At 60.8% G+C, this 25,950-nt stretch carries 18 protein-coding genes; 11 read left to right on the top strand and 7 right to left on the bottom strand.

Going from position 1 to position 25,950, the window contains the following annotated elements; genetic code table 11:
- Window positions 1-152 precede the first annotated feature (152 nt).
- The 5 genes from E6W33_RS10235 (at window position 153) to E6W33_RS10215 (ending at window position 8,339) form a co-directional block, all read left to right on the top strand.
- Window positions 153-2,843, top strand: coding sequence for an EAL domain-containing protein (locus E6W33_RS10235; RefSeq protein WP_136417154.1), 2,691 nt, complete (start codon window positions 153-155; stop codon window positions 2,841-2,843).
- A gap of 350 nt (window positions 2,844-3,193) precedes the next feature.
- Window positions 3,194-5,449: a trehalose-6-phosphate synthase gene (locus E6W33_RS10230; RefSeq protein WP_136417153.1), complete on the top strand. Its 2,256-nt coding sequence runs from the start codon at window positions 3,194-3,196 to the stop codon at window positions 5,447-5,449.
- Window positions 5,450-5,451: 2 nt separating this feature from the next.
- A complete protein-coding gene (gene otsB / locus E6W33_RS10225) occupies window positions 5,452-6,243 on the top strand; it encodes a trehalose-phosphatase (RefSeq protein WP_136417152.1) in 792 nt (263 codons plus the stop codon).
- A gap of 66 nt (window positions 6,244-6,309) precedes the next feature.
- On the top strand, window positions 6,310-7,293 hold the full coding sequence (locus E6W33_RS10220; RefSeq protein WP_136417150.1) for an ROK family protein: 984 nt from the start codon (window positions 6,310-6,312) through the stop codon (window positions 7,291-7,293).
- Window positions 7,294-7,484: 191 nt separating this feature from the next.
- A complete protein-coding gene (locus E6W33_RS10215; protein ID WP_247869605.1) occupies window positions 7,485-8,339 on the top strand; it encodes a 2OG-Fe(II) oxygenase in 855 nt (284 codons plus the stop codon).
- On the opposite strand, the gene E6W33_RS10210 is transcribed toward E6W33_RS10215, so the two are convergent.
- Window positions 8,299-8,631, bottom strand: a complete 333-nt coding sequence (locus E6W33_RS10210; RefSeq protein WP_136417148.1) for a hypothetical protein — start codon at window positions 8,629-8,631, stop codon at window positions 8,299-8,301. The two genes, E6W33_RS10215 and E6W33_RS10210, sit on opposite strands and share 41 nt — an antisense overlap.
- Between E6W33_RS10210 and E6W33_RS10205 the strand changes: the two genes are divergently transcribed.
- The 3 genes from E6W33_RS10205 to E6W33_RS10195 all read left to right on the top strand — a co-directional run bounded on the left by E6W33_RS10205 (window position 8,630) and on the right by E6W33_RS10195 (window position 12,108).
- Window positions 8,630-9,580 (top strand): TAXI family TRAP transporter solute-binding subunit, encoded by a 951-nt coding sequence (locus E6W33_RS10205; RefSeq protein ID WP_211097313.1) that lies wholly within the window; start codon window positions 8,630-8,632, stop codon window positions 9,578-9,580. The genes E6W33_RS10210 and E6W33_RS10205 overlap by 2 nt on opposite strands.
- A 69-nt stretch (window positions 9,581-9,649) precedes the next feature.
- On the top strand, window positions 9,650-11,731 hold the full coding sequence (locus tag E6W33_RS10200) for a TRAP transporter permease (protein ID WP_136417146.1): 2,082 nt from the start codon (window positions 9,650-9,652) through the stop codon (window positions 11,729-11,731).
- Window positions 11,728-12,108, top strand: a complete 381-nt coding sequence (locus E6W33_RS10195) for a DUF1850 domain-containing protein (RefSeq protein ID WP_136417144.1) — start codon at window positions 11,728-11,730, stop codon at window positions 12,106-12,108. The genes E6W33_RS10200 and E6W33_RS10195 overlap by 4 nt, the downstream gene beginning before the upstream one ends.
- A 275-nt stretch (window positions 12,109-12,383) precedes the next feature.
- On the opposite strand, the gene E6W33_RS10190 is transcribed toward E6W33_RS10195, so the two are convergent.
- Window positions 12,384-15,056, bottom strand: a complete 2,673-nt coding sequence (locus E6W33_RS10190; RefSeq protein ID WP_136417142.1) for a calcium-translocating P-type ATPase, PMCA-type — start codon at window positions 15,054-15,056, stop codon at window positions 12,384-12,386.
- A gap of 239 nt (window positions 15,057-15,295) precedes the next feature.
- Window positions 15,296-16,249 (bottom strand): 2-dehydropantoate 2-reductase, encoded by a 954-nt coding sequence (locus E6W33_RS10185; RefSeq protein ID WP_136417140.1) that lies wholly within the window; start codon window positions 16,247-16,249, stop codon window positions 15,296-15,298.
- Window positions 16,250-16,497: 248 nt separating this feature from the next.
- On the opposite strand from E6W33_RS10185, the gene E6W33_RS10180 reads away from it, so the two are divergent.
- The 3 genes from E6W33_RS10180 to E6W33_RS10170 all read left to right on the top strand — a co-directional run bounded on the left by E6W33_RS10180 (window position 16,498) and on the right by E6W33_RS10170 (window position 20,970).
- Window positions 16,498-17,409 (top strand): serine hydrolase, encoded by a 912-nt coding sequence (locus E6W33_RS10180; RefSeq protein WP_136417137.1) that lies wholly within the window; start codon window positions 16,498-16,500, stop codon window positions 17,407-17,409.
- Window positions 17,410-17,833: 424 nt separating this feature from the next.
- Window positions 17,834-19,939 carry a 4Fe-4S binding protein gene (locus E6W33_RS10175; RefSeq protein WP_136417135.1) on the top strand — a complete coding sequence of 702 codons (2,106 nt, stop codon included), beginning with the start codon at window positions 17,834-17,836 and terminating at the stop codon, window positions 19,937-19,939.
- Window positions 19,940-19,956: 17 nt separating this feature from the next.
- Window positions 19,957-20,970: an FAD:protein FMN transferase gene (locus E6W33_RS10170; RefSeq protein WP_247869604.1), complete on the top strand. Its 1,014-nt coding sequence runs from the start codon at window positions 19,957-19,959 to the stop codon at window positions 20,968-20,970.
- Window positions 20,971-21,010: 40 nt separating this feature from the next.
- Here E6W33_RS10170 and E6W33_RS10165 read toward each other — a convergent pair whose 3' ends face one another.
- From E6W33_RS10165 to E6W33_RS10150, 4 genes are all read right to left on the bottom strand, one after another.
- Window positions 21,011-22,738 (bottom strand): sigma-54-dependent Fis family transcriptional regulator, encoded by a 1,728-nt coding sequence (locus E6W33_RS10165; protein WP_348983159.1) that lies wholly within the window; start codon window positions 22,736-22,738, stop codon window positions 21,011-21,013.
- Between the two features lie 523 nt (window positions 22,739-23,261).
- Window positions 23,262-23,456, bottom strand: coding sequence for a hypothetical protein (locus tag E6W33_RS10160; protein ID WP_136417133.1), 195 nt, complete (start codon window positions 23,454-23,456; stop codon window positions 23,262-23,264).
- Complete coding sequence (locus tag E6W33_RS10155) at window positions 23,446-24,567, bottom strand: GNAT family N-acetyltransferase (protein WP_136417130.1); 1,122 nt, start codon at window positions 24,565-24,567, stop codon at window positions 23,446-23,448. Before E6W33_RS10155 ends, E6W33_RS10160 begins: the two co-directional genes overlap by 11 nt.
- Window positions 24,568-24,723: 156 nt before the next feature.
- Window positions 24,724-25,944, bottom strand: a complete 1,221-nt coding sequence (locus E6W33_RS10150; protein WP_136417128.1) for an efflux RND transporter periplasmic adaptor subunit — start codon at window positions 25,942-25,944, stop codon at window positions 24,724-24,726.
- Window positions 25,945-25,950 lie beyond the last annotated feature (6 nt).

Below are 25,950 nucleotides of genomic sequence, written 5' to 3'. Positions count from 1 at the left end.
GCGTTCGAGCAGGACGGTTCGAACGGGAGAACGTTTCCGACGCGGCTGCGTCGAATCCAAAATGTATCAAGTGATAACGCGTTTCTTTTCCGGCGAAGTCAAGCAGTCGACTTGCCCTGAACATCATTTCATTCGAAGGCCAAGCAGAGGAAATGACGCAGAAGACCTGGTCCGGCGACGCGGGCGAGCGAATGCGCCTCGAAGCGCTCAACCAATACCGCATTCTGGATACTGCGCCGGAGCCGCAGTTCGACGATATCACGACACTGGCGGCCAATATCTGCGACACACCGATGGCGGTTGTCACGCTCATTGACGAAAACCGTCAATGGTTCAAGGCCAAGATCGGCATCAGTGTTGACGAAACGCCGCGTGAAATTGCGTTCTGCAATTATGCAATCGAGCAACGCGACTTGTTTATTGTCAACGACGCGCAGAAGGATGCGCGTTTCGTCGACAATCCCCTGGTTACCGGCCCGCCCTTCATCCGCTTCTATGCGGGAGCGCCTCTGATTACACATGACGGTTTTGCGGTCGGCACACTGGGCGTGCTCGACAATGTGCCGCGCGTGCTGACACGCGCGCAGTTGCAGGCCTTGCGCATTCTCGGGCGCGAGGTGGTGGCGCAGCTCGAATTGAGAAAGAGCCTCGATACGCTGGCATGCACGATACGGGAGCGCGACCGCACGCAACAGCAACTGCGCTTGTCGCACAAGCATCTCGAAAACCGGGTGGCCGAGCGGACCGCGGCGCTCAACATTGCGAACGCCACCCTCAAGGCGCAATTCGACGAAAGGGAAAAGGAGGCGGCGCACTCGCAGGCAATCATCGACAGCCTGCCGGGAATCTTCTATGTATTTGACGAGGAGGGAAAGTTCTTGCGCTGGAACCGGAACTTCGAGAGGGTGACCGGGTATAGCCATGACGAAGTGGCGAGGGCAAGCCTGCGCGATTTCTTCGGGAGCGATGCGGACAAGGAGCTGGCGGAAGAAAGAATGCGGAGCGCCTTGCTCAAAGGCGAGGCGTCGCTGGAGGCGGACCTGATCACGCACAGCGGCGAGAGAATTCCTTACTACTTCACCGGCGTAAAGATCGATCTCGACGGCCAGGCCTGCGTGTCCGGCATGGGGTTCGACATCACGGAGCGGCGTCAGTCCGAGGAGTCACTGCGCCTGCGCAATCGGGCCATACAAGCCAGCGTCAATGCCATCATCATTACCGACCTGGCCGGCAATATCGAGTACACGAATCCCGCGTTCGAGCGGATCACCGGCTACTCGGTGGCCGAAGTGGTGGGGTGGAATTGCCGCTTTCTGCAGGCTCGGGATACGGATCAGGCGGGGGTGGCGGCTATCCGGCGCGCGGTGCGCAATCGTGAGGAAAGTTCGGTCCTGCTGCGCAATTACCGCAAGAACGGCGAGTTGTTCTGGAACGATGTGCATATCGCGCCGGTACGCGGTCCGGATGGCAATGTCACCCATTTTGTCGGTGTGCTCAATGACATCACCGAGGTCAAACGCTACGAAAAGGAGCTTGAGCGCCAGGCCAATTTCGATTCGCTCACTGCCCTCGCCAACAGGAATGTGCTGAAAGACAGGATTCTGCAGGCCGTCGCGACTGCGCAGAGAAGCGATACGTTCGTGACGATCGGCTTCATGGACCTCGACAACTTCAAATTCATCAACGACAGTCTCGGGCACAATGTCGGCGACGAATTGCTCAAGGGCGTGGCAGAACGCCTGGCTACCTGTCTGCGCGGGCAGGATACCGTGGCGCGTTACGGCGGCGATGAATTCGCCTTCGTGCTGGTGGGACAGAAGGATGAAAAGAGCATCGCCGTCCTGATGGAGCGGATCCTGAAGACCATCGGCCGGCCGTTCAGTATCGACGGCCACAAGCTCTACGTCAGTTGCAGCATCGGACTGAGCACCTATCCCAAGGACGGAAAGGACGTCGACACGCTGCTCAAGAACGCGGACGCGGCGATGTACCGCGCCAAGGACCGCGGGCGCAACAACTTCCAGTTCTATACGCCGGCGATGAACAAGCGGGTGACGGAGCGGCTGTCGCTGGAATCGAAACTGCGCCAGGCACTCGCGGACAACGAGTTTGCCTTGCACTATCAACCCAAGGTAGATCTGCGAAGCGGCCAGATCGTCGGTGCGGAAGCGCTGCTGCGCTGGTATCCGGCCGGCGGGAGCATTGTGCCGCCATCGGCTTTCATCCCGCTGGCGGAAGAGACCGGTCTCATCGTTCCAATCGGCGAATGGGTGCTGTACACCGCATGCGCGCAGAGCAAGGCATTGCAGGACGCCGGATTTCCGCCCTTGCGGGTGGCGGTGAATATCTCGGTGCGCCAGTTCGAGCGCGAATCGCTGGTGGGGATGGTGCGCCAGGCTCTCGAGACATCCGGCCTGGATGCCCGTTTTCTTGAACTTGAACTGACCGAGAGCCTTGTCATGCAAAACCCGCAGGAGGGCATCAAGATCCTGCACGATCTCAAGGAAATGGGCGTGCGGCTCGCGATCGACGACTTCGGCACGGGCTATTCCAGTCTCGGTTATCTGCAACGCTTCCCGGTCGATCGGCTGAAAATCGATCAATCTTTCGTGCGGGATATCGGTGCCGATCCGAACGATGCCATCATCGCCCGCGCCATCATTTCACTCGGGCACAGCCTCGGCATGAGCGTGATTGCGGAGGGCGTTTCCAGCCAGGAGCAATTGGCGTTTCTGCGCGAGAACGGTTGCGATGAAATGCAAGGTTTCCTGTTCAGCCGCGCCTTGCCGATCGACGAACTGTCGCTGCTTCTGAGAGGCAAGAACGCGCTCGACATGCATTGATTTCTTCCCAGCCTTTCAATACCCGCATCGATAAATTTCCCTGTCGCAGCCTTCATCGAGAAGTGCACTCAAGGCAGGAACTATTGCGGCATTTCATGATCTTTTATTTAAGTTTGATAAAGACACATTGCGGACAAAGGGCACTGCTTGTTGCCGTTCGTACATTCGACATCCCAGATGTCTCCTTCAACGTCGGCCGCCGTCGCGCGGTATCGATTCCTGCCGGAAGAGAGCCTTGTGCTGCTCCGGTTCATCGTATTGTCGGTTCCGAAAAAAACTGGCTTTAGGGCTCATACGCGTGGTCGCGCGGGAATTTCTCGCGGGCCGCGTCGTTAAGAATGGGAGAGGCTATGCCATTTCGATTATTCCGTCTTTCATTGCGGTTCGTATTGCCGCTAGCACTGGTGCTTGGCTTGTTCGCGTATGCGGTGGTTCCGCTGGTGGATAACCTGACTTTGCATTGGTTCATACGGGATCTTGATGCACGTTCGCAATCACTCGCGAATGCCTTGCAGGATCCGCTGCTTGAGTATGTTCCGCAGAAATCGGAAAAAAAGATCAACCAGTTGTTCGAACGCGCGTTGCGCGATGAACGGTTGTACGCCATCGGGTTCTGCGATCCGGGCGGCAAGTTGCTTTACAAGACGGTTACCTATCCGCCTTCGCTCGGTTGCCACATGGGTCAGGAGAAAGGCGGCAAGACACCGTCCCTGGTGTCGTTCCCGCAGGGGTCGCTGCATGTCTCCGAGAGCCTGCTGGAGGGCGATGGCCAGTATCTTGGCAAGCTGATCCTGGTGCACGACATGAGCTTCATCGAGAAGCGCAGCGCGGATACCAAGAAATACATCATCGTGCTGTTTGCCATGATGGCGGTCGTGATTTCGCTGATCACCGTAGTGGTGGCGCATCTGAGTTGGCGCAACTGGATCTCGTCGGTCAAGAGCATTCTGCGCGGGGAAATCGGGCCGCGTCCGCAACAGCGGTCGACTCCGCCGGAAGTGCGGCCGCTGGAGGGCGATCTGCGCGTGCTGCTGCGCCAGTTGAATATCGAACGCCGGACGCGCGATGACGTAACGCATTTATGGACGCCGGAAAAATTGCGCATGCTGTTGCACGAAGAATTGGCCGGCGATGAAATCCTGGTGGTCTCCAATCGCGAGCCGTACCTGCATATGCGCACCCGGAAGGGCATCGAAGTGCAGCGGCCGGCCAGTGGACTGGTGACCGCGGTCGAGCCAGTGATGCGCGCCTGCTCCGGCACATGGATCGCGCACGGCAGCGGTTCAGCCGATCACGAGAGCGTCGACCGCAACGATCGTGTTCCTGTCCCTCCCGGCAATCCTTCCTATACCTTGCGCCGTGTGTGGCTGAGCAAGGAGGAAGAGCAGGGCTACTACTACGGTTTCGCGAACGAAGGTTTGTGGCCGCTGTGCCATATTGCGCATGTGCGGCCTGTGTTCCGTTCCTCGGACTGGGAGCAGTATGTCGCGGTCAATCAGCGATTTGCCGACGCGGTGGTCAAGGAAGCCCATACCGATGATCCGGTGGTGCTGGTGCAGGATTACCACTTTGCCCTGCTGCCGCGCATGGTGCGCGAGGTGTTGCCCAAGGCAACCATCATCACGTTCTGGCATATACCCTGGCCAAATCCCGAGTCCTTCGGCATCTGTCCGTGGCGTGAAGAGATTCTCGAAGGGCTGCTTGGCAGCACCATCCTCGGCTTCCACACGCCGTTTCATTGCAAGAATTTCCTTGAAACCGTCGATCGCTACCTGGAGACGCGCATCGAGTATGAGGCGTCGACCATTTCCTATGGCGGCAAGCTGACCCAGGTGGAGCCGTACCCGATTTCGATTGCCTGGCCGGAGCCCAACATCGTGCAGCCAAGCGTGGCCGAATGCAGATCATCGATTCGCGAGGAGCACGGCATGCCGCTTGACCATTTGCTGGCGGTTGGCGTGGACCGGCTCGATTACACCAAGGGGATTGTGGAACGTTTTCAGGCAGTCGAACGCATGCTGGAATTGCATCCTTATCTGGTCGGCAAATTCACCATGATCCAGATCGCCGCGCCCACGCGATCCTCACTCGACGAGTATCAGAACTTCGAGGCGCGCGTGCGCATGCTGGTGCAACGCATCAACAGTCGCTTCTCCAGCGGCAATTATCAGCCGATCATCCTGAAGGCCGAGCACCACGACTCGGGACAGGTGAATCGCTATTACCGCGCGGCGGATGTGTGCATGGTGACCAGCCTGCATGACGGCATGAATCTGGTTGCGAAGGAATTCATCGCGGCACGCGACGATGAGCGCGGCGTGCTGGTCCTGAGCCAGTTCACGGGCGCGGCGCGCGAATTGCATGAAGCACTGGTGGTCAATCCATATCATATCGAGCAGAGCGCCGATGCCTTGTACCGCGCTGTCACCATGCCTGAAATCGAGCAGCGTGAGCGCATGCGCAGCATGCGGGCGCTGGTAAAAGACTTCAACATCTATCGCTGGGCAGGCCGCATGCTGCTCGATGCGGCACGCCTGCGGCAGCGCGAACGGATTACGACCAAGATCCGCTCGCACAGCCGCAAATCCTTGCGCCGGGTGGTGTGAGCATGAAGCTGCTGTTTTCAGAGACTGGAATGTCGCGCCTTGCCGAGATCGCGCGGCCGGGCCTGTTGTGCGCGTTCGACTTCGACGGCACGCTGGCGCCGATTGTGAAGACGCCGAGCGAGGCGCGTCTGCCGGACGAGATGCGCGAGCACCTGCTGCGCTTGTCGGACTACGCGCCGGTGGCAATCATCACCGGCCGTTCGCTGCAAGACATCCGTGAGCGCGTCGGCTTTGCTCCGGATTTCCTGATCGGCAATCACGGCATCGAAGGTGTTCCCGGCTGGGAGTCTTATGCCGCTGAACACGAAGCGCAATGCCGCAGCTGGCATGCGCAACTCGCGGACGCCTTGCGCAACATGGATCCGGGCATCAGCCTGGAAGACAAGCGTTACTCGCTTTCCGTGCACTACCGTCTGGCGCATGATCCTGCCGCAGCATTTGAGCAACTCGCGGCAGCCGTGGCAAGGCTGGCGCCTTCCCCACGGGTCATCGAAGGGAAGTTTGTGCTTAACCTGCTTGCGCCGGACGCCCGCCACAAAGGCGATGCGCTGGTTCAGTTGATGCAGGCCAGCAAGGCACGCAGCGCGCTGTATATCGGCGATGACGTGACCGATGAGGACGTGTTCCGCATGCGGCGCGAGAACGTTTTGTCGATCAGAGTCGAACATGGCGCAAGCAGCGCAGCCGATTTTTACCTGCCCCATCTGCGCGATATGACGCTGGCCCTGACGCACGTCATCGAGAGGCTGCGTTCGACTGGCGCTCGCAACTGGCTGGAAATAGCGACGACATAGCGACGACATAGCGACGACTGACGACCGATAAGGGGCCATCTTTTTTTTCGAATTGTTGAGGTTGTGATGAACGCGACACATATCGGCGCGATCGACATCGGCGGAACAAAGATTGCGGCCATCGTGGCCGGCCCGGAAGGACCGCTCGCGCGGGTCACCAGGCCGACGGTGAAAAGCGGGCCGGTGCGGGCGCTTCCCGACCAGGCGATCGCGCTGATGGATGACGCATGCGCGCAGGCCGGTGTGGACCCCGCCGCGGTGAAAATCGCCGGCATCGCTTCCTGCGGGCCGTTTGTGCGCGAGCAGGGATTTCTCGGCTTGTCCACGCCCAATCTTTGCGGCGGCCACACCGCCGCAGTCGACTTGCCGAACGACTGGGATGTGATCCCGCTGGAACAGGTGCTGCGCGAACGTTTCGACAAGCTGGTCATCGAGAACGATTGCGTCGCGGCGCTCGCCGCCGAACGGACCTTTGGCGCCTTGCAGGGCGAGAACGATTGCGTGTACGTGACCTGGAGCACCGGCATCGGCTTCGGCCTTTGTGTGGATGGACATATCCTGCATGGCAAGCACGGCAACGCCGGCCATGCCGGACACATGCTGATGAGCGAGCAGACGGATGCGCTGTGCGGATGCGGCAATCGGGGCGACCTCGAGGGCCTGATATCAGGCCGCAATGTCGGCCGGCGGCTGAATACCTCGACTTCGGAGCTGTTTCGCGCGGCGCGCGACGGCGACGAGCAGGCGCGCGAGACTGCCGCCGAAGCCGCGCAATGGTTCGGCCGCGCCTTGTACAACTTGACGGCGGCACTTGATACGCGCAGGTTTGCCGTCGGCGGCAGCGTCTGGCTGCATCACGGCGACTGGCTTGCTCCCATCGTTCTTGAAGAAATCGAAAGACGGTTTCCGGCATTGACCAGCGGCGTTTCCGTCACGACCGCCGCCTTGGGCAGTCTGGTGGCGGACATCGGTGCGCTCAGTCTCATCATCCCCGAAGAATGGATCGCGCCGTGGCGGACGACCCAGCCATGGCAAAAGCTCGTCAGCTAAATCTTGTCTTCGAATCAATCCAGTCTGACCATTTTCCGGGAATAACCCTCAATCTTTGCGCAAGTCATCCTTGCGCAAGGAACTTTTGGCGATTCCTTGCGCCATAGCAATTACGGTGCTGTGGCCACGTCTAGCATTCTTGTCAAGTACCGTGTGTTGATTTCATTGAAGGATTTTCAAGGACTGATTGCATGATGATGGCTTCTCCATTGGCAAGCCTGCCGCAGGAATGGCAGATCTGGATCAGGGACAATCTCGCTCGCTCCTGCGAGCCGGGCAGCATGGCGCATGTCATGGTCCGCGACGGCAAGTTCGACGCGCGACTGGCGCAGGCGGCGATCGAGGAAGCGCGGCGATCGTCGCGCATGTCGGCAGCTCGCCCGCAGCGCCAGCCGATGCCGGAAGTCGATACCAGCAGCAATACCATCCAACTGGGCGAGCAGGTCATCGAGGTCTTGTTCAGCCTGAAGGCACCGCGCATTGTCCTGCTCGGCAATGTGCTGAGCCATGAGGAATGCGATCTGCTGATCCGCTACGGCGAGCAGCGCCTGGAGCGCTCGCCCGTGGTGGCGGACAAGGACGGCAGCAACGAGGTGACCGCCTACCGCACCAGCCGCGGCGCGATGCTGCAGCGAGGCGAAACGGAACTGGTGGCGCGCATCGAGGCGCGGCTGGGCGCGCTTGTGCACTGGCCTGTGGAGAATGGCGAGGGCATGCAACTGCTGCGCTATGAAAAAGGCAACGAATACCGTCCCCACTTCGACTGGTTCGATCCGGCATTGCCCGGACCGCGCAAGCACCTTGAGCGCGGCGGGCAACGTGTCGGGACCATCGTGACCTACCTGAGCGACGTGGAGCAGGGCGGCGGCACTTCCTTTCCCAATCTGGGTTTGCAGGTGCAACCGAAGAAAGGCTGTTCCGTGTTCTTTGCCAATACAGACCCGTATGGCACGCCGGACCAGAAAACCTTGCACGCCGGCGAGCCTGTTGAAAAAGGCGTGAAGTTCATCGCCACCAAGTGGCTGCGCGAGCGCGAATACCGCTAGCAGGCTGCTGAAAAACTGCCGCGCGGAGCACATTCGCTGCTCCGCCATCCTTCCTCTCCTCCCTTTCTCCACACCCCAAGTCGTCACGTTTTTCGCACATCGACAGGGCAACGATTCCGGATTTCCATCCATCACGCAATTCGCCTTCTTTGAAGCAAATTGAAAACCTGCACGTTTTCAACGGCTTAGCGCGCTTTTGCAGTGGCGATACACATGGCACGCCGAGTGCTAATACAATGGAGAAGGCATTTGCCTCGTTATAAATCAAATAGGAGATGAGGATGAAATTCATGTTTATACGTCGCATGTTGACGTTGGCGGGTGTTGCACTGCTCACTGCGGGCCCGGCCCAGGCGCAACAGCAGTTCATCAATGTCCTGACCGGTGGTACGAGCGGGGTGTATTACCCGATGGGCGTGGCGCTGTCGCAGATCTACAGCAAGGCGATTCCGAATGCGAAGGTCTCGGTGCAGGCGACCAAGGCGTCCGCCGAAAACCTGAACCTGCTGCAAGCCGGACGTGGCGAAATTGCCTTCACTCTGGGCGATTCCCTGTCCGACGCATACAAGGGCGACAAGGAAGCCGGCTTCAATGCGCCGCTGAAAAAACTGCGCGGTGTTGCGGGCATTTATCCGAACTATATTCAAATCGTGGCGTCCGCCGACTCCGGCATCAAGACGCTGGCTGACCTCAAGGGCAAACGCATTTCCGTCGGTGCGCCGAAGTCCGGCACCGAACTCAATGCACGCGCCATCTTCAAGGCTGCCGGAATGAGCTACAGCGATTTTGCCAAGGTTGAATACCTGCCGTTCGGCGAATCGGTGGAGTTGATGAAGAACCGCCAGCTCGACGCAACCCTGCAATCGGCCGGCCTTGGCGTGTCCTCCCTGCGTGACCTCGCCACCTCGATCAAGATGGTGATCGTGCCTGTCCCGCGTGAAGTGGTGCTGAAGGTGGGCGATCCGGCTTATCAGTCGGGCGTGGTGCCGGCCAATACGTACGAGGGCCAGACCGCTGCCGTACCGACAGCTTTTGTGCAGAACTTCCTTGTGACACACGAAGGCGTACCTGCAGACACCGTCTACAAGATGACGAAGTCCATGTTCGAGAACCTCGATCAACTGCTGGCCGCGCATGCCGCCGCCAAGTCGATCCGGAGAGAGGCCGCGACCATTGGCATGCCGGTTCCTTTGCATCCCGGTGCGGAAAAGTACTATCGTGAAGTCGGCGTGATCAAGTAACACAAGCATTAAAAAGAATGCGGGCGGCGCATGCGCCGACCCGCATCGATACCACCCAAGGAGATGTACATGTCCGATCTCGATCTTCACGCGCATGGGCACGCGCCCGCTGACGCAGAGGAGTTCCAGGAACACGGTGTCCAGCGCAAGCTCGGCGGCAAGACGCTGAAACTCATCGTTGCCTTTTCGCTGCTGTTTTCGACCTACCAGCTCATTGTCGCCGCCTTCTCGCCGCTATCCAGCCTGGTGATCCGGTCCTTGCATGTGGGCTTCCTGCTGCCGTTGATCTTCCTGCTGTATCCGGCTTTCAAGGGTTCCAAGCTGTCGCAAGTTCCATGGTACGACTGGTTATTCGCCATCACAGGCTTCGCTCTGTCGTTCTATCACTGGATCTTTGAAGCGGATCTGATCGTGCGCGCGGGCGACCCGAGCACCGCGGACATGGTGGTCGGCACGATCATGGTGGTGATGGTGTTCGAGGCGGCACGCCGCATCCTCGGCCCCGCGCTGCCCATTGTGTGCGGAACCTTCCTTGCGTACGGCATGTTCGGACAATACCTGCCCGGCGTGCTCGCGCATCGCGGCTACGGCTTCGACCAGATCGTCGGGCAGTTGTACACCGGTACGGAAGGCATCTTCGGCATTCCGACCATGGTGTCGGCAACCTATATTTTCCTGTTCATCCTGTTCGGCGCCTTCCTTGAGCACGCAGGCATGATCAATCTCTTCAATTCCCTCGCACTGGGACTGGTCGGCCATGCCAAGGGCGGACCGGCGAAGGTCGCGGTGATTTCTTCCGGCTTCATGGGCACCATCTCCGGTTCGGGCGTGGCGAACGTGCTGACCGTCGGACAATTCACGATTCCGCTGATGAAGCGCTTCGGCTATACCTCGGTATTCGCCGGCGCGGTGGAAGCCACTGCATCCATGGGCGGTCAGATCATGCCGCCGGTCATGGGGGCGGTCGCATTCATCATGGCCGAGACGCTGAACGTGCCTTATGTCGAGATCGTGAAGGCGGCAGTCATTCCGGCCGTGCTCTACTACTGCACCGCGTTCTGGATGGTGCACCTGGAAGCGGGCCGGGCGGGATTGTCGGGCTTGCCGAAGGACCAATGCCCGAATCCGTGGCGTGCACTGAAAGAGAGCTGGTACCTGGTACTGCCGCTGGCCGCTTTGGTGGGCATGCTGTTCCACGGCTTCACTCCGATGTTTGCGGGTATAACGGGATTGGCGCTGACCGCGATCCTCATCCTCGGTGCCTCCATTGCGGCAAGCCTGTCGAAACTGGCATTCCGTTACGTATTCTGGGTCGCGGTCGGTCTCGCTGCAGCGACCTTCACCAAATGGGGCATCTACCCGGTGCTGGCTGTCATTGCCGTACTCGCGCTTGGCTGCCTGCAGGTGAAGGGCGGCATGAAGACGCTTCACACCATCAAGATGAGCCTGGTCGATGGCGCCAAGCAGGCGCTGCCGGTGGGGATTGCCTGCGCGATTGTCGGCGTCATCATTGGTGTGCTGACGCTGACCGGCGCGGCATCCAGTTTTGCGGGCTTCATCCTGCAAGTCGGCGAAACCAGCCTGTTCCTGTCGCTGGTATTGACGATGCTGGTGTGCCTGGTGCTCGGCATGGGGATTCCGACCATTCCGAACTACATCATCACCAGTTCGATCGCCGCGCCCGCCTTGCTCAAGCTCGGTGTGCCGCTGATCGTCAGCCATATGTTCGTGTTCTATTTCGGGATCATGGCCGACCTGACGCCGCCGGTTGCGCTGGCTGCATTTGCCGCTGCCTCGATTGCGAAAGATTCGCCGATGAAGATCGGTTTCAAGGCGACGCAGATTGCGATTGCCGGTTTCGTGATTCCCTACATGGCGGTCTACGATCCGGCCTTGATGCTGCAAGGCCAGTGGACGGTGCCGGCGGTGGTCTATGTCGTCGTCAAAGCTTTGCTTGCCATCACCCTGTGGGGCGCGGCTGCCGTGGGCTTCCTGCTCACGCCGCTGAAACCGGCTGAGCGCATCGTCTCGGCCATTGCGGCGCTGATGCTGGTTGCCGCCGTGCCGCTCACCGACGAGATCGGATTTGTGATGACGATCGCATTTTTCGGGTGGCACGTCTGGCAAAAACGCAGGCTTGCATTGGCGTGAGCGGACTCTGTCTGGCAGCCGCCGCCTTGTCGGTGGCGCTGCCCTTGCAAAGTTTCACGCTGGCGTGGACACACTCGATCGAGAAAATCCGCTGGGAAGAGGATTACCGTATCGTCGACCAGCGCCTGCAACTGGTGGAGGCGCGCGTTCGGGGCCACGGGGCCGGGATGGAGCCACCCGAAGGTGCTGTCCTGAAGGACGGCGTGTGGCATTACCGTCCCGCACTGCCGCCGCTGCCGCGCGTGCGGCTCGCGCGTTCGGGTTATGTCGCCGACTACGAAATGTGCTGGGACGGTCTATGCCACCCGATGAAGGACATCGCCGGCCCGGTGGACAAGGTGCCCGTGGTCGAACTCTTTCCCTGCGACACCCCCTGATCCTTTAGAACTCATTTCATAAATAGGAGGGCACGCGTTCGCACCAGAATCGGTGCTGGCAAGGCGTGCGACGCGTCAAATAGCGGTGCCTATTTGCAAGAAGCACAACGCTGTCCAGCGCCGATTCTGGTGCGAACCCTCCGGGAAGGTGGTCTGGACGGCGCATTGCGGCGTTGCGGCCCTAGCACAGGGGGGGCACCCTGTGCGTCGCGCCGCGCCTTGCACTGCATCCGTCCAGGCCACCTTCGCGAGCCCTCCTATTTATGAAATGAGTTCTACGCATGACTGGCCGGCTCCCCGTAAAGCAGGCCCTTGCGCAGCAGCAGCTTCTCCAGTTCCACGACAACGAACACGATCATTGACAGGGCCAGGCAAAACGCCAGTTCTCCGACCGTCAACGGCTGCGTACTGAAGATCGGGTTCAGGAAGGGGACGTAAATTGTCGCGAGCTGCAGCACGAAGGTCAGCGTGACCGCGCCCAGCAAGGGCGGATTCGAGAACAGACCCTGCTTGAACAAGGACAGTCTTTCCGAGCGGATGGCCAGCACATGGGTCATCTGCGACAGGGTCAATACCGTGAATACCATCGTCTGCCAATGTGTCGATCCGGTGTGAATGGCCCACGCCTGGGCGAATAGCGACACCGCCGCGATGGTCAGCCCGACCCAGATGATGTGTTGCCACATGCCGTGCGCAAAGATGCTTTCCTGCGGTGGGCGCGGCGGGCGTTCCATCACGCCTTTCTCCGCCGGCTCGGATGCCAGCGCGAGGCCGGGCAGGCCGTCGGTGAGGAGGTTGATCCACAGGATATGAATCGGCAGCAAGGGGATCGGCAAGGTGAAGAAAGGCGCGAGGAAGATTACCCAGATTTCCGCGGAATTGCCGGTCATGGCGAATCGGATGAACTTGCGAATGTTGTCGAAGATGCGCCGGCCCTCGCGCACTGCGCCGACGATGGTGGCGAAGTTATCGTCGAGCAGCACCAGGCTGGAGGCTTCGCGAGCGACGTCGGTGCCGCCTTTTCCCATCGCCACGCCGATATTGGCGCGCTTCAATGCCGGCGCATCGTTGACGCCGTCGCCGGTCATCGCCACAAATTCGCCACGCGCTTGCAGCGCTTCCACAATGCGGATCTTCTGCGCCGGATCGACACGCGCATAGACGCGGACATGGGCCACCTTGGACCTGAACACCTCGTCGTTCATTGCTGCCAGTTGCGCTCCGGTGACCACGCTGTCCTTGTCGCCGGCAATGCCGAGCTGGCGTGCGATTGCCAGGGCGGTCGCGGCATGGTCGCCGGTGATCATTACTGGCGTGATTCCCGCCGTTTTGCACAAGTGCACCGCTTCCTTCGCCTCCGGGCGCGGCGGATCGATCAGGCCGACCAGGCCGATGAATACCAGGCCGGTTTCAATGGCGGCATGGTCCTGACCCTCAGGGATATCAGACCAGTGTCGGCGTGCAATCGCCAGCACGCGCAAGCCGCGCCTGGCCATATGGTCCGCCGCGGCAAGAATCGCTTCACGCTCGAAGCTCTCTTCGCCATGCGGCCCCAGCGCCGAGGTGCAGAGCGGAAGCACGCATTCCGGCGCGCCCTTGGTGTAGGCGATGAAGGCATCGCGGTGCCGGTGCAGCGTGGTCATGCGCTTGCGGTCTGAATCGAAGGGCAGTTCGAACACCCGCGCGGCGGTGGTCTCCAGTTCCGCCTTGTCGTGACCCGCCTCGAACGCGGCCAGGTAGAGGGCAACTTCGGTCGGGTCGCCCGTGATGTTGTCGAGCCGGTCGCGGCTGGCGTCGTTGGACAGCGCCAATGCGGCGAACAGGCTGTTCCAGGGTTCCTGGGCCGGCACGTCGTTCCACTTGTGCGAGACGGTGGTGGCGGTGCACAGCTCTTCCACCCGCATCCGGTTCTGGGTGAGGGTGCCGGTCTTGTCCGAGCAGATGTAGGTGACCGAGCCGAGGGTTTCCACCGCTGGGAGGCGGCGCATCAACGCATTCTGCTGGACCATCTTGCGCGCCCCGAGCGCGAGCGAGATGGTGACGACCGCCGGCAAGGCTTCCGGGATGGCAGCGACGGCCAGACTGACGGCAGTCAGGAACATCAGCACCATCGCCTCGCCGCGCATCAGGCCGACCACAAAAATGATGGCGCAGATTGCGAGCACGGCCAGACCCAGCCGCTGCCCGAATGCGGCCAGGCGTTTTTGCAGGGGCGTCCTGAGTTCTCCGCCGGACTCCATCAGGCGCGCGATCTTGCCGAGTTCGGTTTGCATGCCGGTGGCGACCACGATGCCGCTGCCCCGGCCGTAGGTGGCTGTGGCGCCCTTGAAGGCCATATTGACGCGGTCGCCCAGCGGCACATCCGGCTGCTGGAGTGTATTGGAGTGTTTTTCCACCGTGCTGGCTTCGCCGGTCAGCAGCGCCTCGTCGATTTTCAGGCGCACCGCCTCGACCAGACGCAGATCCGCCGGCACGACGTTTCCCGCCTCCAGCATGACGACATCGCCGGGTACCAGTTCGTGGGCCGGAACCGTGGCCCGTTCGCCGCCGCGCAGCACCGTGGCGCTGGTTGCCGCCATTTTTTTCAAGGCGGACATGGCCCGTTCGGCGCGCACTTCCTGCGCAAACCCGATGACGGCATTGAGCAGCACGATTACCACGATGGCGAGTGTGTCCTTCACGTCGCCGATCACGCCGGAAATGATTGCCGCCGCCATCAGGACGAGGATCATGAAGTCGGCGAATTGATCGATGAACATGCGCCAGAGCGGTCGCGGCGGTGTTTCGCGGATGAGATTGGCGCCGCAGGCCTGCAGGCGTTCCGTGGCCTGATTCTGTGGCAGTCCTGTTCCCAGCGAGACGCCGACTTGTTGCGCGACGTCTTCCACGCTCAAGGCATGCCAGGCTGTCGCTTCATGGTCGCCTGCGGCAGGACCTGGTGCAGCCATTGCATTCATTGAGGACATAGGCGTTGAGGGGATAGGTCGTGTACCAGCCGAGGTGACTCCCGGGCAGATGTTCAATACGCTACCGTTCAAGGTGGCGAATTCATATGACTTGTGTCAAGGCCGCCAGTATTCTCACGACAAGGTTTGCGTACGAGGGCGCGTATGAAATCCGCGCCGGCATGTGCCTCGGATATTGTCAAATATCAACGGCAAGCGCATTCGCGGACGCCGGCCTTGCCTCAGTGTTTCCCGGATTTGAGTTGCACCATCTTCATCAGGGCATACAGGCTTTCCAGCGCGGGAATGTCGACATTTTCACGGCGGCCGGCCCGCACGGCATTGCCGAGGATGGCTTCCACTTCCATCGGCCGGCCGTTTTCAAAATCGAGTGCCATGCTGGTTTTGTAGGGCGGCGCATCGCGGGTTCCGTCGAGGAGCTTGCCGATCAGCGAGCGCGACAAGGGATGGCCGGTGGCTGCCGCGACGGCCGCAACTTCCTCCATCGCGCGTCGCACGAAGGCTTCCCCGCCTTCCGCATGCAGGATGTGGCCGGTGTCGAGGACGCCGCCGAGGACGGAAATCGGGTTGAACACCGCATTCCACACGCATTTCTTCCAGCGCGCGGTGATCACGTCTTCCGTCAGAGTGCAGGCAATGCCGCCGCGTTCAAGGAGCTTGCCCAATTGCCGCGCACGGTCGCTCAAGCCCGCCGGATAGCTGCCAAAGCTCAGGCCGCCGAAGGCGAAGTGCTTCACCTTGCCGGGCGCGATGCGGCTGACCTGCACGAAGGCGAGGGCGCTGATGAGTTCATTGCGGGGAAAGGCCTGCGCGATCTCGGCTTCGATCTCGATGCCGTTTTCGATCAGCACGATCACGGTGTCCGGCCGCACTGCATTGCCCATCAGGGCGACGCGATCAGTCCCGTCCACCACCTTGACGCAGACCACCAGGTAATCCGGCGGCCCGCCTTGATAATCCGACACCTCGCGCAAGGTCTGTGCAGGCCGGAAGCATCGCTTTCCGAGGCTGTCGCTGTCGATTTCATAACCCTGTTCGCGCACCACCTCAAACTCCGAACGGCATACCACCGCGACATCGGCGCCGCCCGCCTGCAATGCCGCGCCGTAAAAACTGCCGATCGCGCCGGCGCCAATGATAAGAATCCGGTTCTTTGCCTCTGTAGCAACAGTCACTTCGCACTCGCTCCTGAATGAATGGCGCCGGCCGCAAGGGTCCGGCAAAGCAGGAATTGTAAGGCGATCCGGAAAGCGGCGTTCGCCGGGTCCCGCACTGGCGCCTGGCGCATCTTGAAATCCGGTCAAGACTGCTTCGCAACAAGCAAAAAATTTTTTGTCATCCTTTTGCAATTCGCAAACGTTGCCCGCTATAAACCGGCTATGATTGATGCCGAAGAACAACCTCTTTTAAATTCGCCTTTCGTATGCTCAAGAAAACCCTTTTGGCGCTGCTGCTCAGTTCCGCGGCGTCTGCCTTCGCCCTGCCGTTGAGTTCGCAGCACGCACTCGTGTTCGAAGAGGATTCCGGCACGGTGCTGTTCGAGAAGAATGCGCACGACGTGGTGCCGATTGCCTCTCTGACGAAGCTGATGACCGCGATGGTCGTGCTCGATGCCAAGCCCGACATGAATGAAATGATCACCATCGACGAGAGTGACGTCGATACGCTCAAGAACAGTTCGTCGCGCGTGCCGGTGGGCGCAGTCCTGCCGCGCCAGGCTGTCCTCGAACTGGCCTTGATGTCGAGCGACAACCGCGCGGCACATGCGCTGGCGCGCACCTATCCGGGCGGCATGCCGGCATTTGTCTCCGCAGTCAGGGAAAAGCTCACGACGCTGGGCATGCGCCAGACCACCATCGAAGAACCGACCGGCTTGTCGCCGCATAACCGTTCCACAGCAGCCGATCTGCTGAAGATGGCGACAGCCGCTTCGACCTATCCGGAAATCGGCCGGCTCACCACCGGCACGGAAGACCTGATCGACATGAACGGACGTTCGGTCCACTACCACAACACCAACCGCCTGGTCGGTAGCGACGGCTGGGACATCCTGCTGTCCAAGACCGGTTTCACGCAGGAGGCGGGCCGTTGCCTGGTGATGCGTTTCCATTCCGCCGGCAAGCATGTAGTCCTCGTCCTGCTGAACGCCAAGGCAAGCGCCGCGCGCATGATGGATGCGGTCAACATCCAGCGCTACGTCAATGGCGAACCGCTGTATGCCGCGAAGGCTGCGCCGCGCCATGTTGCGCACAAGAGCCGGAGCGGAAAGTCGGGCATCATGCTCATCAAGACCAAGGGCAGCATCAAGAAGCACAGGAAGCACGGCACCGTTTGATGCGGTGTTCCGCATGGCGAAAAGCCCGGCTTGCCGGGCTTTTTTTTCGTCTGCCGGGGGCGCAGCGATACGCTCAAGCGATGACCGGCCTGTGTCAGATTGGCGCAGCCGTTGTTCATCTGTTCAAGAATATGGCACGACGCCTGCCGACCTCGCCGCATATCAATGCCGATTGGACGCCCGCAAGGAGGCGGCTTTCGGCCTGTCTTCGTCGATGCATCCCACACGGGGCCGGCTTGGCATGGCAATTGCCATGACAGCTCGGTGCTCCGGGCGCGCAGTCCATCCTTCCCTTCAGACCACCGGTGGCGGCCGCCCGGACGCACACATCGCGCCATCATCCTCGACGGCGACATAAAAACCGATTGGAGACAGCCATGAAAGCGTTTTGGTTTTCAAGGCCTGTGGAAGAGAGTGTGCAGTCATGCTGCGTGCATTCCTGGCAGGCCTGATTCTGCTTGCAGCAGGTGCGGCATCGGCTCTGGCCGGCGTTCTGACGCACGACGAGTTGGTCCAAAGGTTTCCGTCGCCCTACATCGTGGGACAAAAGGATGCGGCGTTGCCGGTATGGCCGGTATTCAAGCAGAACGCAACGTCCAACGAGCTGGTTGGCTATTTGTTCGAATCGATCGACCTGGCGCCGATCCCCGGTTTTTCCGGTGTGCCGATGAATCTGCTGGTGGCGCTCGATCATCAAGGCAATTTTCTGGACGTGCAGGTGCTGTCCCACCATGAGCCGGTTTTTCTCGACGGACTGGGGGAAGCGCCGCTGTTCAAGTTCGTCAGCCAGTACCGCGGCCTGTCATTGATGCGGAACATTTCGATCGACACGGGAACGCAGCGGCAGCAGGATCGCCGCGACAGTGCCAACGCGCATATCGATGGTGTCACGAAGGCAACCGCATCGGTCCGCATCCTGAACCAGAGCATCTTGTCGGCCGCGCTCAAGGTGGCGCGCAGCAAGCTGGGCTTTTCGGGGAAAGGCGATCCCGACCGGGTAGCACGTATTCGTTCCGATATGTTTGAGCCGCTGGACATCGACGGGATGCTGAAAAGCGGATTGCTGAAGCACATGCTCCTGAAAAACGCGGACGTGGAGCAGCGATTCGCAGGTACGCCTGCTAGCGGGATCGATCCACAAGCCGTGTCGTCTCCGGCCGAAACGTTTATCGACCTGCAGGTCGCCTGGCTTAGCATGCCGAGCATCGGGCGCAGCCTGTTGGGTCCCAGTCAGTGGAATAAATTGAAAGGCAGGCTGGAAGAGGGCGACCATGCGTTTCTCGTAATTTCGCATGGCAGATACAGTGTCGTGCCGGATGATTTCGTGCCGGGCGCGGTGTCGGAACGGCTGGCATTGACGCAGGGCGGGCTGCCGCTGGAAATGCGCGACCTCAATCTTGATCTCTCTCTGCCCGACGGAATCGCGGCGCGCGGCGATACCGTCAAGGTATTCCGGGTCATCAGCCAGGCCGGGCTCGACCCGGCGCTGCCGCTGGAGTTCTCGCTCAACATAACCCGCCTCAAGGGCATGATCTACCCGGAGCGCATCAGGAAGGACTTCAAGCTCACGTACCAACTGCCCGAGCGTTTCTTTATTCCCGCAGCACCGGACAGCACGTCCTGGGTCGGCATCTGGAAGCAGCGCTGGTGGGAATTGGCCGTCATCGTGGCCGGCATCACCGTCTTGTTCATTGCGCTGGCCAGGCAACAAGCCTTGACTGCCAATGCAAGACGCTTCAAGTGGTTCAGGCGCGCCTACCTGGTGTTCACGGTGTTTTTCATCGGCTGGTACGCGCAGGGCCAGCTTTCCATCGTCAACATCACCAGCGTCGTGCAGGCGCTGAAGGAAGGGCGCGGCCTCGGCTTCCTTCTGTTCGATCCGCCCACCGTCATCCTGTGGACTGCCGTCGCCGTATCGCTGTTCATCTGGGGACGCGGCACCTTCTGTGGCTGGCTGTGCCCGTTCGGCGCATTGCAGGAGGGGATCGCGACGCTCGGCGCATGGCTGCGCATACCCGCGCTTAGGTTCCGGCCTCGCACGGATGCGCGGCTCAGGCAGATCAAGTACCTGGCCTTTGCCGGCATCATCGCCAGCGCACTGTTCTCCCCGGCGATCACGGACAAGGCGGTGGAAATCGAACCGTTCAAGACTGCAATCACGCTGGGATTCCAGCGTTCCTGGCCATTCGTGCTGTATGCGCTCGCCCTGCTGCTGGCCAACATGGTGGTCTACAAGATGTTTTGCCGCTACCTGTGTCCGCTGGGCGCCGGCCTCGCCCTGTTCGGGCGCGTGCGCCTCTGGCGCTGGCTGCCGCGCCGCGCGGAATGCGGATCGCCATGCCAGACATGTCGACATCGCTGCCAATACCAGGCGATCGAACAGGACGGCAGCATTCGTTATGAAGACTGCTTCCAGTGCATGGAATGCGTCGTGATTTATCGAAGCGACGAACAGTGCGCGCCGCTGATCATGGAAGCGAAGCGCAGGCGCACCATTCCCATCCAGGTTGCAGATAGAAAGGAAGCATGATGCGGCGTAGAAAATTCATGGCTGCCTCAGTCGGGCTCGGCACGGCGGCGCTGGCTGCCGGCTGGAAGATCATCGACAACCACGCCTTGCCGGGAACCGTGCTCAGGGGGAGTCCGGGCGAGTCCGGCGAACGCCTTTATCGCGGCTTCGATCTCGCCTTCGGCACTACCATCTCGGTACAACTGCTGCATGATGATGAACGGCAGGCGAACCTGGCCATCGAGGATGCGTTCGCCGAAGCGAAGAAGGTGGATGCGTTGATGAGCATCCATCGCGAGGCAAGCCAGGTATTCACGCTGAACGCCAGCGGTACCCTGGAGCGGCCGCATCCCTTTCTGCTCACGGTGCTGAAAGCGGCGCGGGACTTGTCGGTGCTGACCGATGGCGCGTTCGATGTGACGGTGCAACCGCTCTGGCGAACCTATGAGCAGACCGAGAAGGAGGGCGGCCTGCCGAACGATGCACGGATCGACCATGCCCGGGCGCTCGTCGGCTGGCAACATCTGGCGTTCGACGGAAAGCGGGTGCAATTGCTGCATCCCGGCATGGCCATTACCCTGAATGGGATCGCGCAGGGTTTCGCAACCGATCTTGCGCTGGCAAGGGTGCGCGAGCGCGGCATCAGGCACGCATTGCTGGATACCGGCGAGTACGGCGCGATCGGATCGCGCGACCACTCCCGGCCATGGATGCTGGCAGTGCAGGATCCGCGCAAGCGCGAGCCGATGCCGCAGGCATTTCGCATGGATGGGCGTTGCGTGGCCACATCGGGCGATTACGAAATGCATTTCAGCGCGGATTATACGCAGCATCACATCTTCGATCCGCACACCGGAAAATCGCCGCCCGAACTGGCGAGCGTGACGGTCCTCGCGCCGACCGGAATTATCGCGGACGGCCTTTCGACCGCACTGATGGTGATGGGCAAGGCAAAAGCGATGAAGCTGGTGGCGAGCCTGGAAAACGTGGATGCGATGCTGATCGACAAGGCCGGCGCGCGATGGCAGTCGCCGAGCTTTCCGTCAGCGTGAATGAGGTGCTGGTGCGCCGTTGCCTGCCCCCGGCGCGAGCTCAGAGATTCATCTTCCGGTAAATCGTATTGCGCGACACGCCCAGCGCCCGCGCTGCCGCCGATACGTTACCGCCGAGCTCTTCCAGTGTCTTGCGCATCATCGACAGCTCGACATCTTCCAGCGTGCTGCCGCTTGCAGCTTGCTGTCCGCCGCCGGACGCGAGCGCCATGGCACCAATGTCCTCCAGGAAGTCTTCCTGCATATGCTCCATCCCGATTTCCTGCTGGTCGCCGGCCATGATGATCGCCGTGCGGACCAGGCTCGCAAGCTGGCGGACATTGCCCGGCCACCTGTGGCGCTTGAATACCTGCATCAATTCGGGTGAAATGGTTCGCCGCACAGTACCCGGGTGGGCGGCTAGCAGTTTGTCGACCACCGTCTCGAGGTCGGTGCGCTCGCGCAGCGGCGGCAGCTTGATCACCAGGCCGTTCAAGCGGTAATACAGGTCCTCGCGAAAGGCATTTCTGGCGATTTGTTCGCGCAGATTACGGTTGGTCGCGCAGACCAGCGCGATGTTCAGCAGATAGGACTTGGTGCAGCCAAGCGGAGTGACGGTCCGCTCCTGGAGCACGCGCAACAGTCGCGCCTGGAGGTTCAGCGGCATGTCGCCGATTTCGTCGAGGAACAGCGTGCCGCCATTCGCCTGAAGAATCTTGCCGGCGCTGCCTTTCCTGCGGGCGCCGGTGAAAGCACCGTCTTCATAGCCGAACAGTTCAGACTCGATCAGTGTTTCCGGAATCGATGCGCAGTTGACTGCCACGAACGGCCCGCCGGCGTGCGGAGAATCATTGTGGATGGCCTGCGCTAGCAGTTCCTTGCCGGTGCCTGTCTCGCCGAGGATGAGGATAGGGATATCCCGGCCGATCACTTTTCCCACCTTGTCGATCACGCCTGCGATTTGCGGATCGCCGGTGTTCAGGTAATGCAGACTTGAAAATCGAAGCGATGCATTCGACGGACGCCGTGTCTCCAGCGCGGTGGACGCGGCCGTCTCCTGGATCGCGCCAGCCGGGATGCGTAGTTCGGCATGTGCATGAACGCGCAAGCCGTTGTACAGACATAACGTCAGCAGGCCCGGCGACAGCTTGCAATAGTGGTCGAACAGTTCGGAGAGCGGCAGGCCGAACAGCGAGCTGAAGGTGTGTGTTTCGAGCGCCGATCGCGGCAATCCGAACTGCCGCATCGCGCTATGGTTGGCCGACAAGAAGCGGCCGCCGGCGGTGAATGCCGCCGTGTTTTCCATCAATGTGCCGATGAATTCCGGCCGGCTGTGAAAATGGACCGTGATCGCATTCCGGAATGTCGTCGAGAACAACTGGTTTTCGATCATCTGCGCGGACAGGCGCACCAGCGCCATGGTGTGATGATGGAAACTGACATGGTCGCCGGCCACGCCGAGTATGCCGGCGATCCGCCGTTGATGGTCGAAGACCGGCACGGCGGAGCAGGTGAGGAAACGGTTTGCGGCGAGGTAGTGCTCATCAGCGTGCACTACCGTTGGTGCCTGCTCCACGATGGCTGTACCGATGGCATTCGTTCCCATGCTGCACTCCGACCATCGCACGCCGGGCTGCAATCCAATGCCGCTTGTCTTTTCCATAAAGTCGCGATCGCCGATGGCATGGAGCACAACGCCGGCGGGGCCGGTCAACACCACCATGCTGCCAGTGTTGGCGATCTGCTCGAAAAGCGTTTCCATCACGGGAATTGCATACGAGTGGAGCATGCTGTTTTTCTCGATGGCCTGCTTCAGGTCGATGGCGGGTGCAGCGCTGACTGAAGCTGGCGCAGACCTGGACAAGCCATATGCGGCAGACCGCTGATGTGCTTCCTCGATGGTTCGCTTGCGTCGATCATTCGGCGGGACGCAATGCGCGTCGGGGGCGATGCCCGCTCTCTGGGTTGTCAGCACTTCTACTCCTGTTGTCTCTTCACGAGTGCGCAGACCTCCGTCACTGGTGAGTACAAGACTGTATCACCTGTGTTGAGCAGAACAAAGTCACTGTGTGCGATAGCAACAAATAAGGCGTGTTTGCTGCACGTTACTGAATGTCGGTAGGTGCAAAGCTGTTATGTACTAGAGATAACAATGAATTGCGGCTGTAAGACAAACACTGTTGCGATATGCGCGCATGGTATTCGGCACGCAGAATCGAAGGACGGAAACGAAGCGCGGCGGCCGCGCGCGATGCAACCCGTTTCAAGGGCATGATCTACCCCGAGCGCATCTGGAAGGACTTCAAGCTCGCCTACCAGTTGCCGGAGCGCTTCTTGATTCCCGCGGCACCGGACAGCACGTCCTGGGTCGGCATCTGGAAGCAGCGCTGGTGGGAATTGGCCGTCATCGTGGCCGGCATCACTGTCTTGTTCATTGCGCTGGCCAGGCAACAAGCCCTGACCGACCAGTCGCTGTTCCATGCGGGCAGCGACAACTCAACTTCCACGCGCGATCGGGCCGAAACGGGTTTGCTTCAAGTCACGGGCGGCATTCAGCATGCGCGACACCCAGCGAGCACCAGCATTGTCATGCTCCTGCCGGTCGGCGATATCGAGCAGCCGGAATTTCAGCGCCCTGCGGTGCCCTTCGAATGCGATCCGGAGCGCGCTGCCGGCGTGGCGCAGCATGGTTGCACGGGAGCGGTAGACCGTCAGCTCGTCGTAATCATTCCTGACGCCGAGGAATGCATACTTGTAGTCGAAGCGTCCCCACATGAAATGCAACTCCCTGGCGCCGCGGCGGATCGCTTCGCAGATGGTGAGGTAACAGCACAGTGTACCGAGACGGAAGTCGTCGTACTCCGGGTTGTGCGCGCTGATGTGCATGAAGATGTTGTCGCCGACGCGGCTGCAAATCGATCCGGCGACGACCTTACCGTCGATGCTCATGATGAAGGCAATGCCGCACAATTGCATGAGGCGGGTCAGACGCAGCGTTTCGTCCTCGTCGATTTCGGAGACCTTGTTCTTCAGCCGCATGCGCGCACGATTCAAGGCGATCACCTCGCGCACATGCTGCTCGGTCACCTCGGCGTTCAGGTAGACGGAGCAGGCGAGCGACGGATGGCTGCGCTTGATGCGGTTGCTGTGCTTCTTGATGTTCTTGCGTGTCGCCTTGCCGAGCATGCCAAGGTAGTCCTCCTCCGTGGCAGGAAGGCTGACGACGATGTCCTCGGTGCGATAAAAGCGCTGGATGGGAAACGCCAACCGCTTCAGGTCGCTGCGCAGTGCGCCGAAGCTGACGACATCGACTTCCGGAAAGCTGTCGAACAGGTAGCGCACGAAGCGATCGATTTCCCCTGCATCCAGCCAGATCTGCTCGTTCAGCACCTGCGCCCTGCGCCCGTTGACGCGAAACACCAGCGCCGCGACGGTCTTGTCGTTTTTCTGCGCCACATAGGTATAGGTGCCTGGATCGACATTGCCGTAAACGGTGAACTGCGCCAGCGACGAATAGATGTGCGCATAGAGCGTGGCCAGTTTTGATTCGATGAAGGGTGGGATGGACTGTTCGTAGAGGGTGATGCTGACCTTCTCGTTGATGTTTTCTCGGTCCATGTGTCTCCTGATCGTCCGGTCGTGCGATGCACTGTGTTTTTCGGATGGACGAACAGGAATGTTGAAAGTTCAGCGCGCGGCCGCGCTTTCCGCCGGTTTTTTGTGTGTGCTCAAATGGAATTGCCGCGCGATATCGCGACGGCAGTCGCCGGCGATTCAGCGCCCGGCGGCGGTGATCCGCGCGCCGTCGCTGAGCTGATTGCTCGGATAGCGAATCACCCGCGCGCCGGGGGCGAGGCCGGACAGGATCTGCACCTCGTCCTGGTTGCGCTGGCCGACCGTCACCGCGCGCTCTTTCGCCCGGCCATTCTCCACCACGAACACATGCCACTCCTCGCCGACGCGGAACAGGCTGCTGGCCGGAAGTTTTGTCACCTTGTCGCCCTGCCAGATGACAATGCGCGCCTCGATGCGATAACCATCCCCCAGCGGCCCGAGCGGGTCGACCGGATCCGCGATGATATTCACACGCTGTTCTTCGACACCGAGCGCGGAAATCTTGGTGAAGGCGACCGGCTCGACCAGACGCACGCGGGCGCGCAATGCCTTGCCGCCGCCCCAGCCTTCGAGCAGCATGAGATCGCCGGCATGGATCTTCACGGCATCAGTGGAGAGCACGTCCACCACGATTTCGTAGCGCGTCGGATCACCGATGGTGACCAGGGGCGATCCGGCGTTGATTGTTCGTTCGCTTTTTTCGTGGACTTTCAGTACATAGCCGCCGACCGGCGCAGTCAGCCGGAGTTCGCGTTTGCCGCCCTTGGTCGGACGCTCGTCCGCCAGCAGGGCGGCCTCGGCGGCCTTGACATCGGCTGCGGCCGCCTGCTGGCGGGATTTGGCCGCATCCCACTCGGCGCGGCTGGTGCGTTCGGCAGTCAGGGCTTTCTCGACAGCCTGGGGGGAAACGAAATTGTCGTTGACCAGGCGCTCGACCCGGGCTCGCTCATTGGTGGCGAACTGCATGTCGGTCTGCGCCCGGTCGGCACGCAGCGCGGCCTCCCGTGCCAGCGCCTTTGCCGCGTCCAGTCGCGCGACGGCTTCCCGCCTTTGCCGCTCATCCATGGGCAAGGGGCTCAGCGTGGCGACCTCCTGGCCTTGCGCGACCGGATCGCCGTCATGCAATTCGATGCGCGCGATCTCGGCCGCAACCGGCGCCGCGACCACATATTTGTCATGGACGCGCACCTGGCCCTGATTGTTCACCGTCACCTGCAGCGGCCCGGACTCGACGGCGGCGATTTCCATGACCAGCGGTTCGGGGGCGAACAAGTACCACGCGACCAAGACGGCGGCAACAAGGCCCAGCAGACCGAGTGTCCACCTGCGGGAGGCTTTCTTCACGCTCCTGGCATTCTTCGTTTCTGTATGGCTATCCATGTTCGA

The organism is Herbaspirillum sp. ST 5-3 (assembly GCF_004804275.1).
Classification (GTDB): domain Bacteria; phylum Pseudomonadota; class Gammaproteobacteria; order Burkholderiales; family Burkholderiaceae_D; genus Noviherbaspirillum.
This window is presented reverse-complemented; position numbering and strand designations above follow the sequence as displayed.

Excerpts from the sequence above, each read along its gene's own strand:
- E6W33_RS10230 (WP_136417153.1), top strand. The coding sequence starts at position 3,194 with ATGCCATTTCGATTATTCCGTCTTTCATTGCGGTTCGTATTGCCGCTA.
- E6W33_RS10205 (WP_211097313.1), top strand. The coding sequence starts at position 8,630 with ATGTTTATACGTCGCATGTTGACGTTGGCGGGTGTTGCACTGCTCACT.
- E6W33_RS10155 (WP_136417130.1), bottom strand. The coding sequence starts at position 24,567 with ATGGACCGAGAAAACATCAACGAGAAGGTCAGCATCACCCTCTACGAA.
- E6W33_RS10210 (WP_136417148.1), bottom strand. The coding sequence starts at position 8,631 with ATGAATTTCATCCTCATCTCCTATTTGATTTATAACGAGGCAAATGCC.
- E6W33_RS10175 (WP_136417135.1), top strand. The coding sequence starts at position 17,834 with ATGCTGCGTGCATTCCTGGCAGGCCTGATTCTGCTTGCAGCAGGTGCG.
- E6W33_RS10190 (WP_136417142.1), bottom strand. The coding sequence starts at position 15,056 with ATGGCTGCACCAGGTCCTGCCGCAGGCGACCATGAAGCGACAGCCTGG.
- E6W33_RS10170 (WP_247869604.1), top strand. The coding sequence starts at position 19,957 with ATGGCTGCCTCAGTCGGGCTCGGCACGGCGGCGCTGGCTGCCGGCTGG.
- E6W33_RS10215 (WP_247869605.1), top strand. The coding sequence starts at position 7,485 with ATGATGATGGCTTCTCCATTGGCAAGCCTGCCGCAGGAATGGCAGATC.
- E6W33_RS10235 (WP_136417154.1), top strand. The coding sequence starts at position 153 with ATGACGCAGAAGACCTGGTCCGGCGACGCGGGCGAGCGAATGCGCCTC.
- E6W33_RS10165 (WP_348983159.1), bottom strand. The coding sequence starts at position 22,738 with ATGCTCCACTCGTATGCAATTCCCGTGATGGAAACGCTTTTCGAGCAG.
- otsB (WP_136417152.1), top strand. The coding sequence starts at position 5,452 with ATGAAGCTGCTGTTTTCAGAGACTGGAATGTCGCGCCTTGCCGAGATC.
- E6W33_RS10150 (WP_136417128.1), bottom strand. The coding sequence starts at position 25,944 with ATGGATAGCCATACAGAAACGAAGAATGCCAGGAGCGTGAAGAAAGCC.
- E6W33_RS10220 (WP_136417150.1), top strand. The coding sequence starts at position 6,310 with ATGAACGCGACACATATCGGCGCGATCGACATCGGCGGAACAAAGATT.
- E6W33_RS10180 (WP_136417137.1), top strand. The coding sequence starts at position 16,498 with ATGCTCAAGAAAACCCTTTTGGCGCTGCTGCTCAGTTCCGCGGCGTCT.
- E6W33_RS10200 (WP_136417146.1), top strand. The coding sequence starts at position 9,650 with ATGTCCGATCTCGATCTTCACGCGCATGGGCACGCGCCCGCTGACGCA.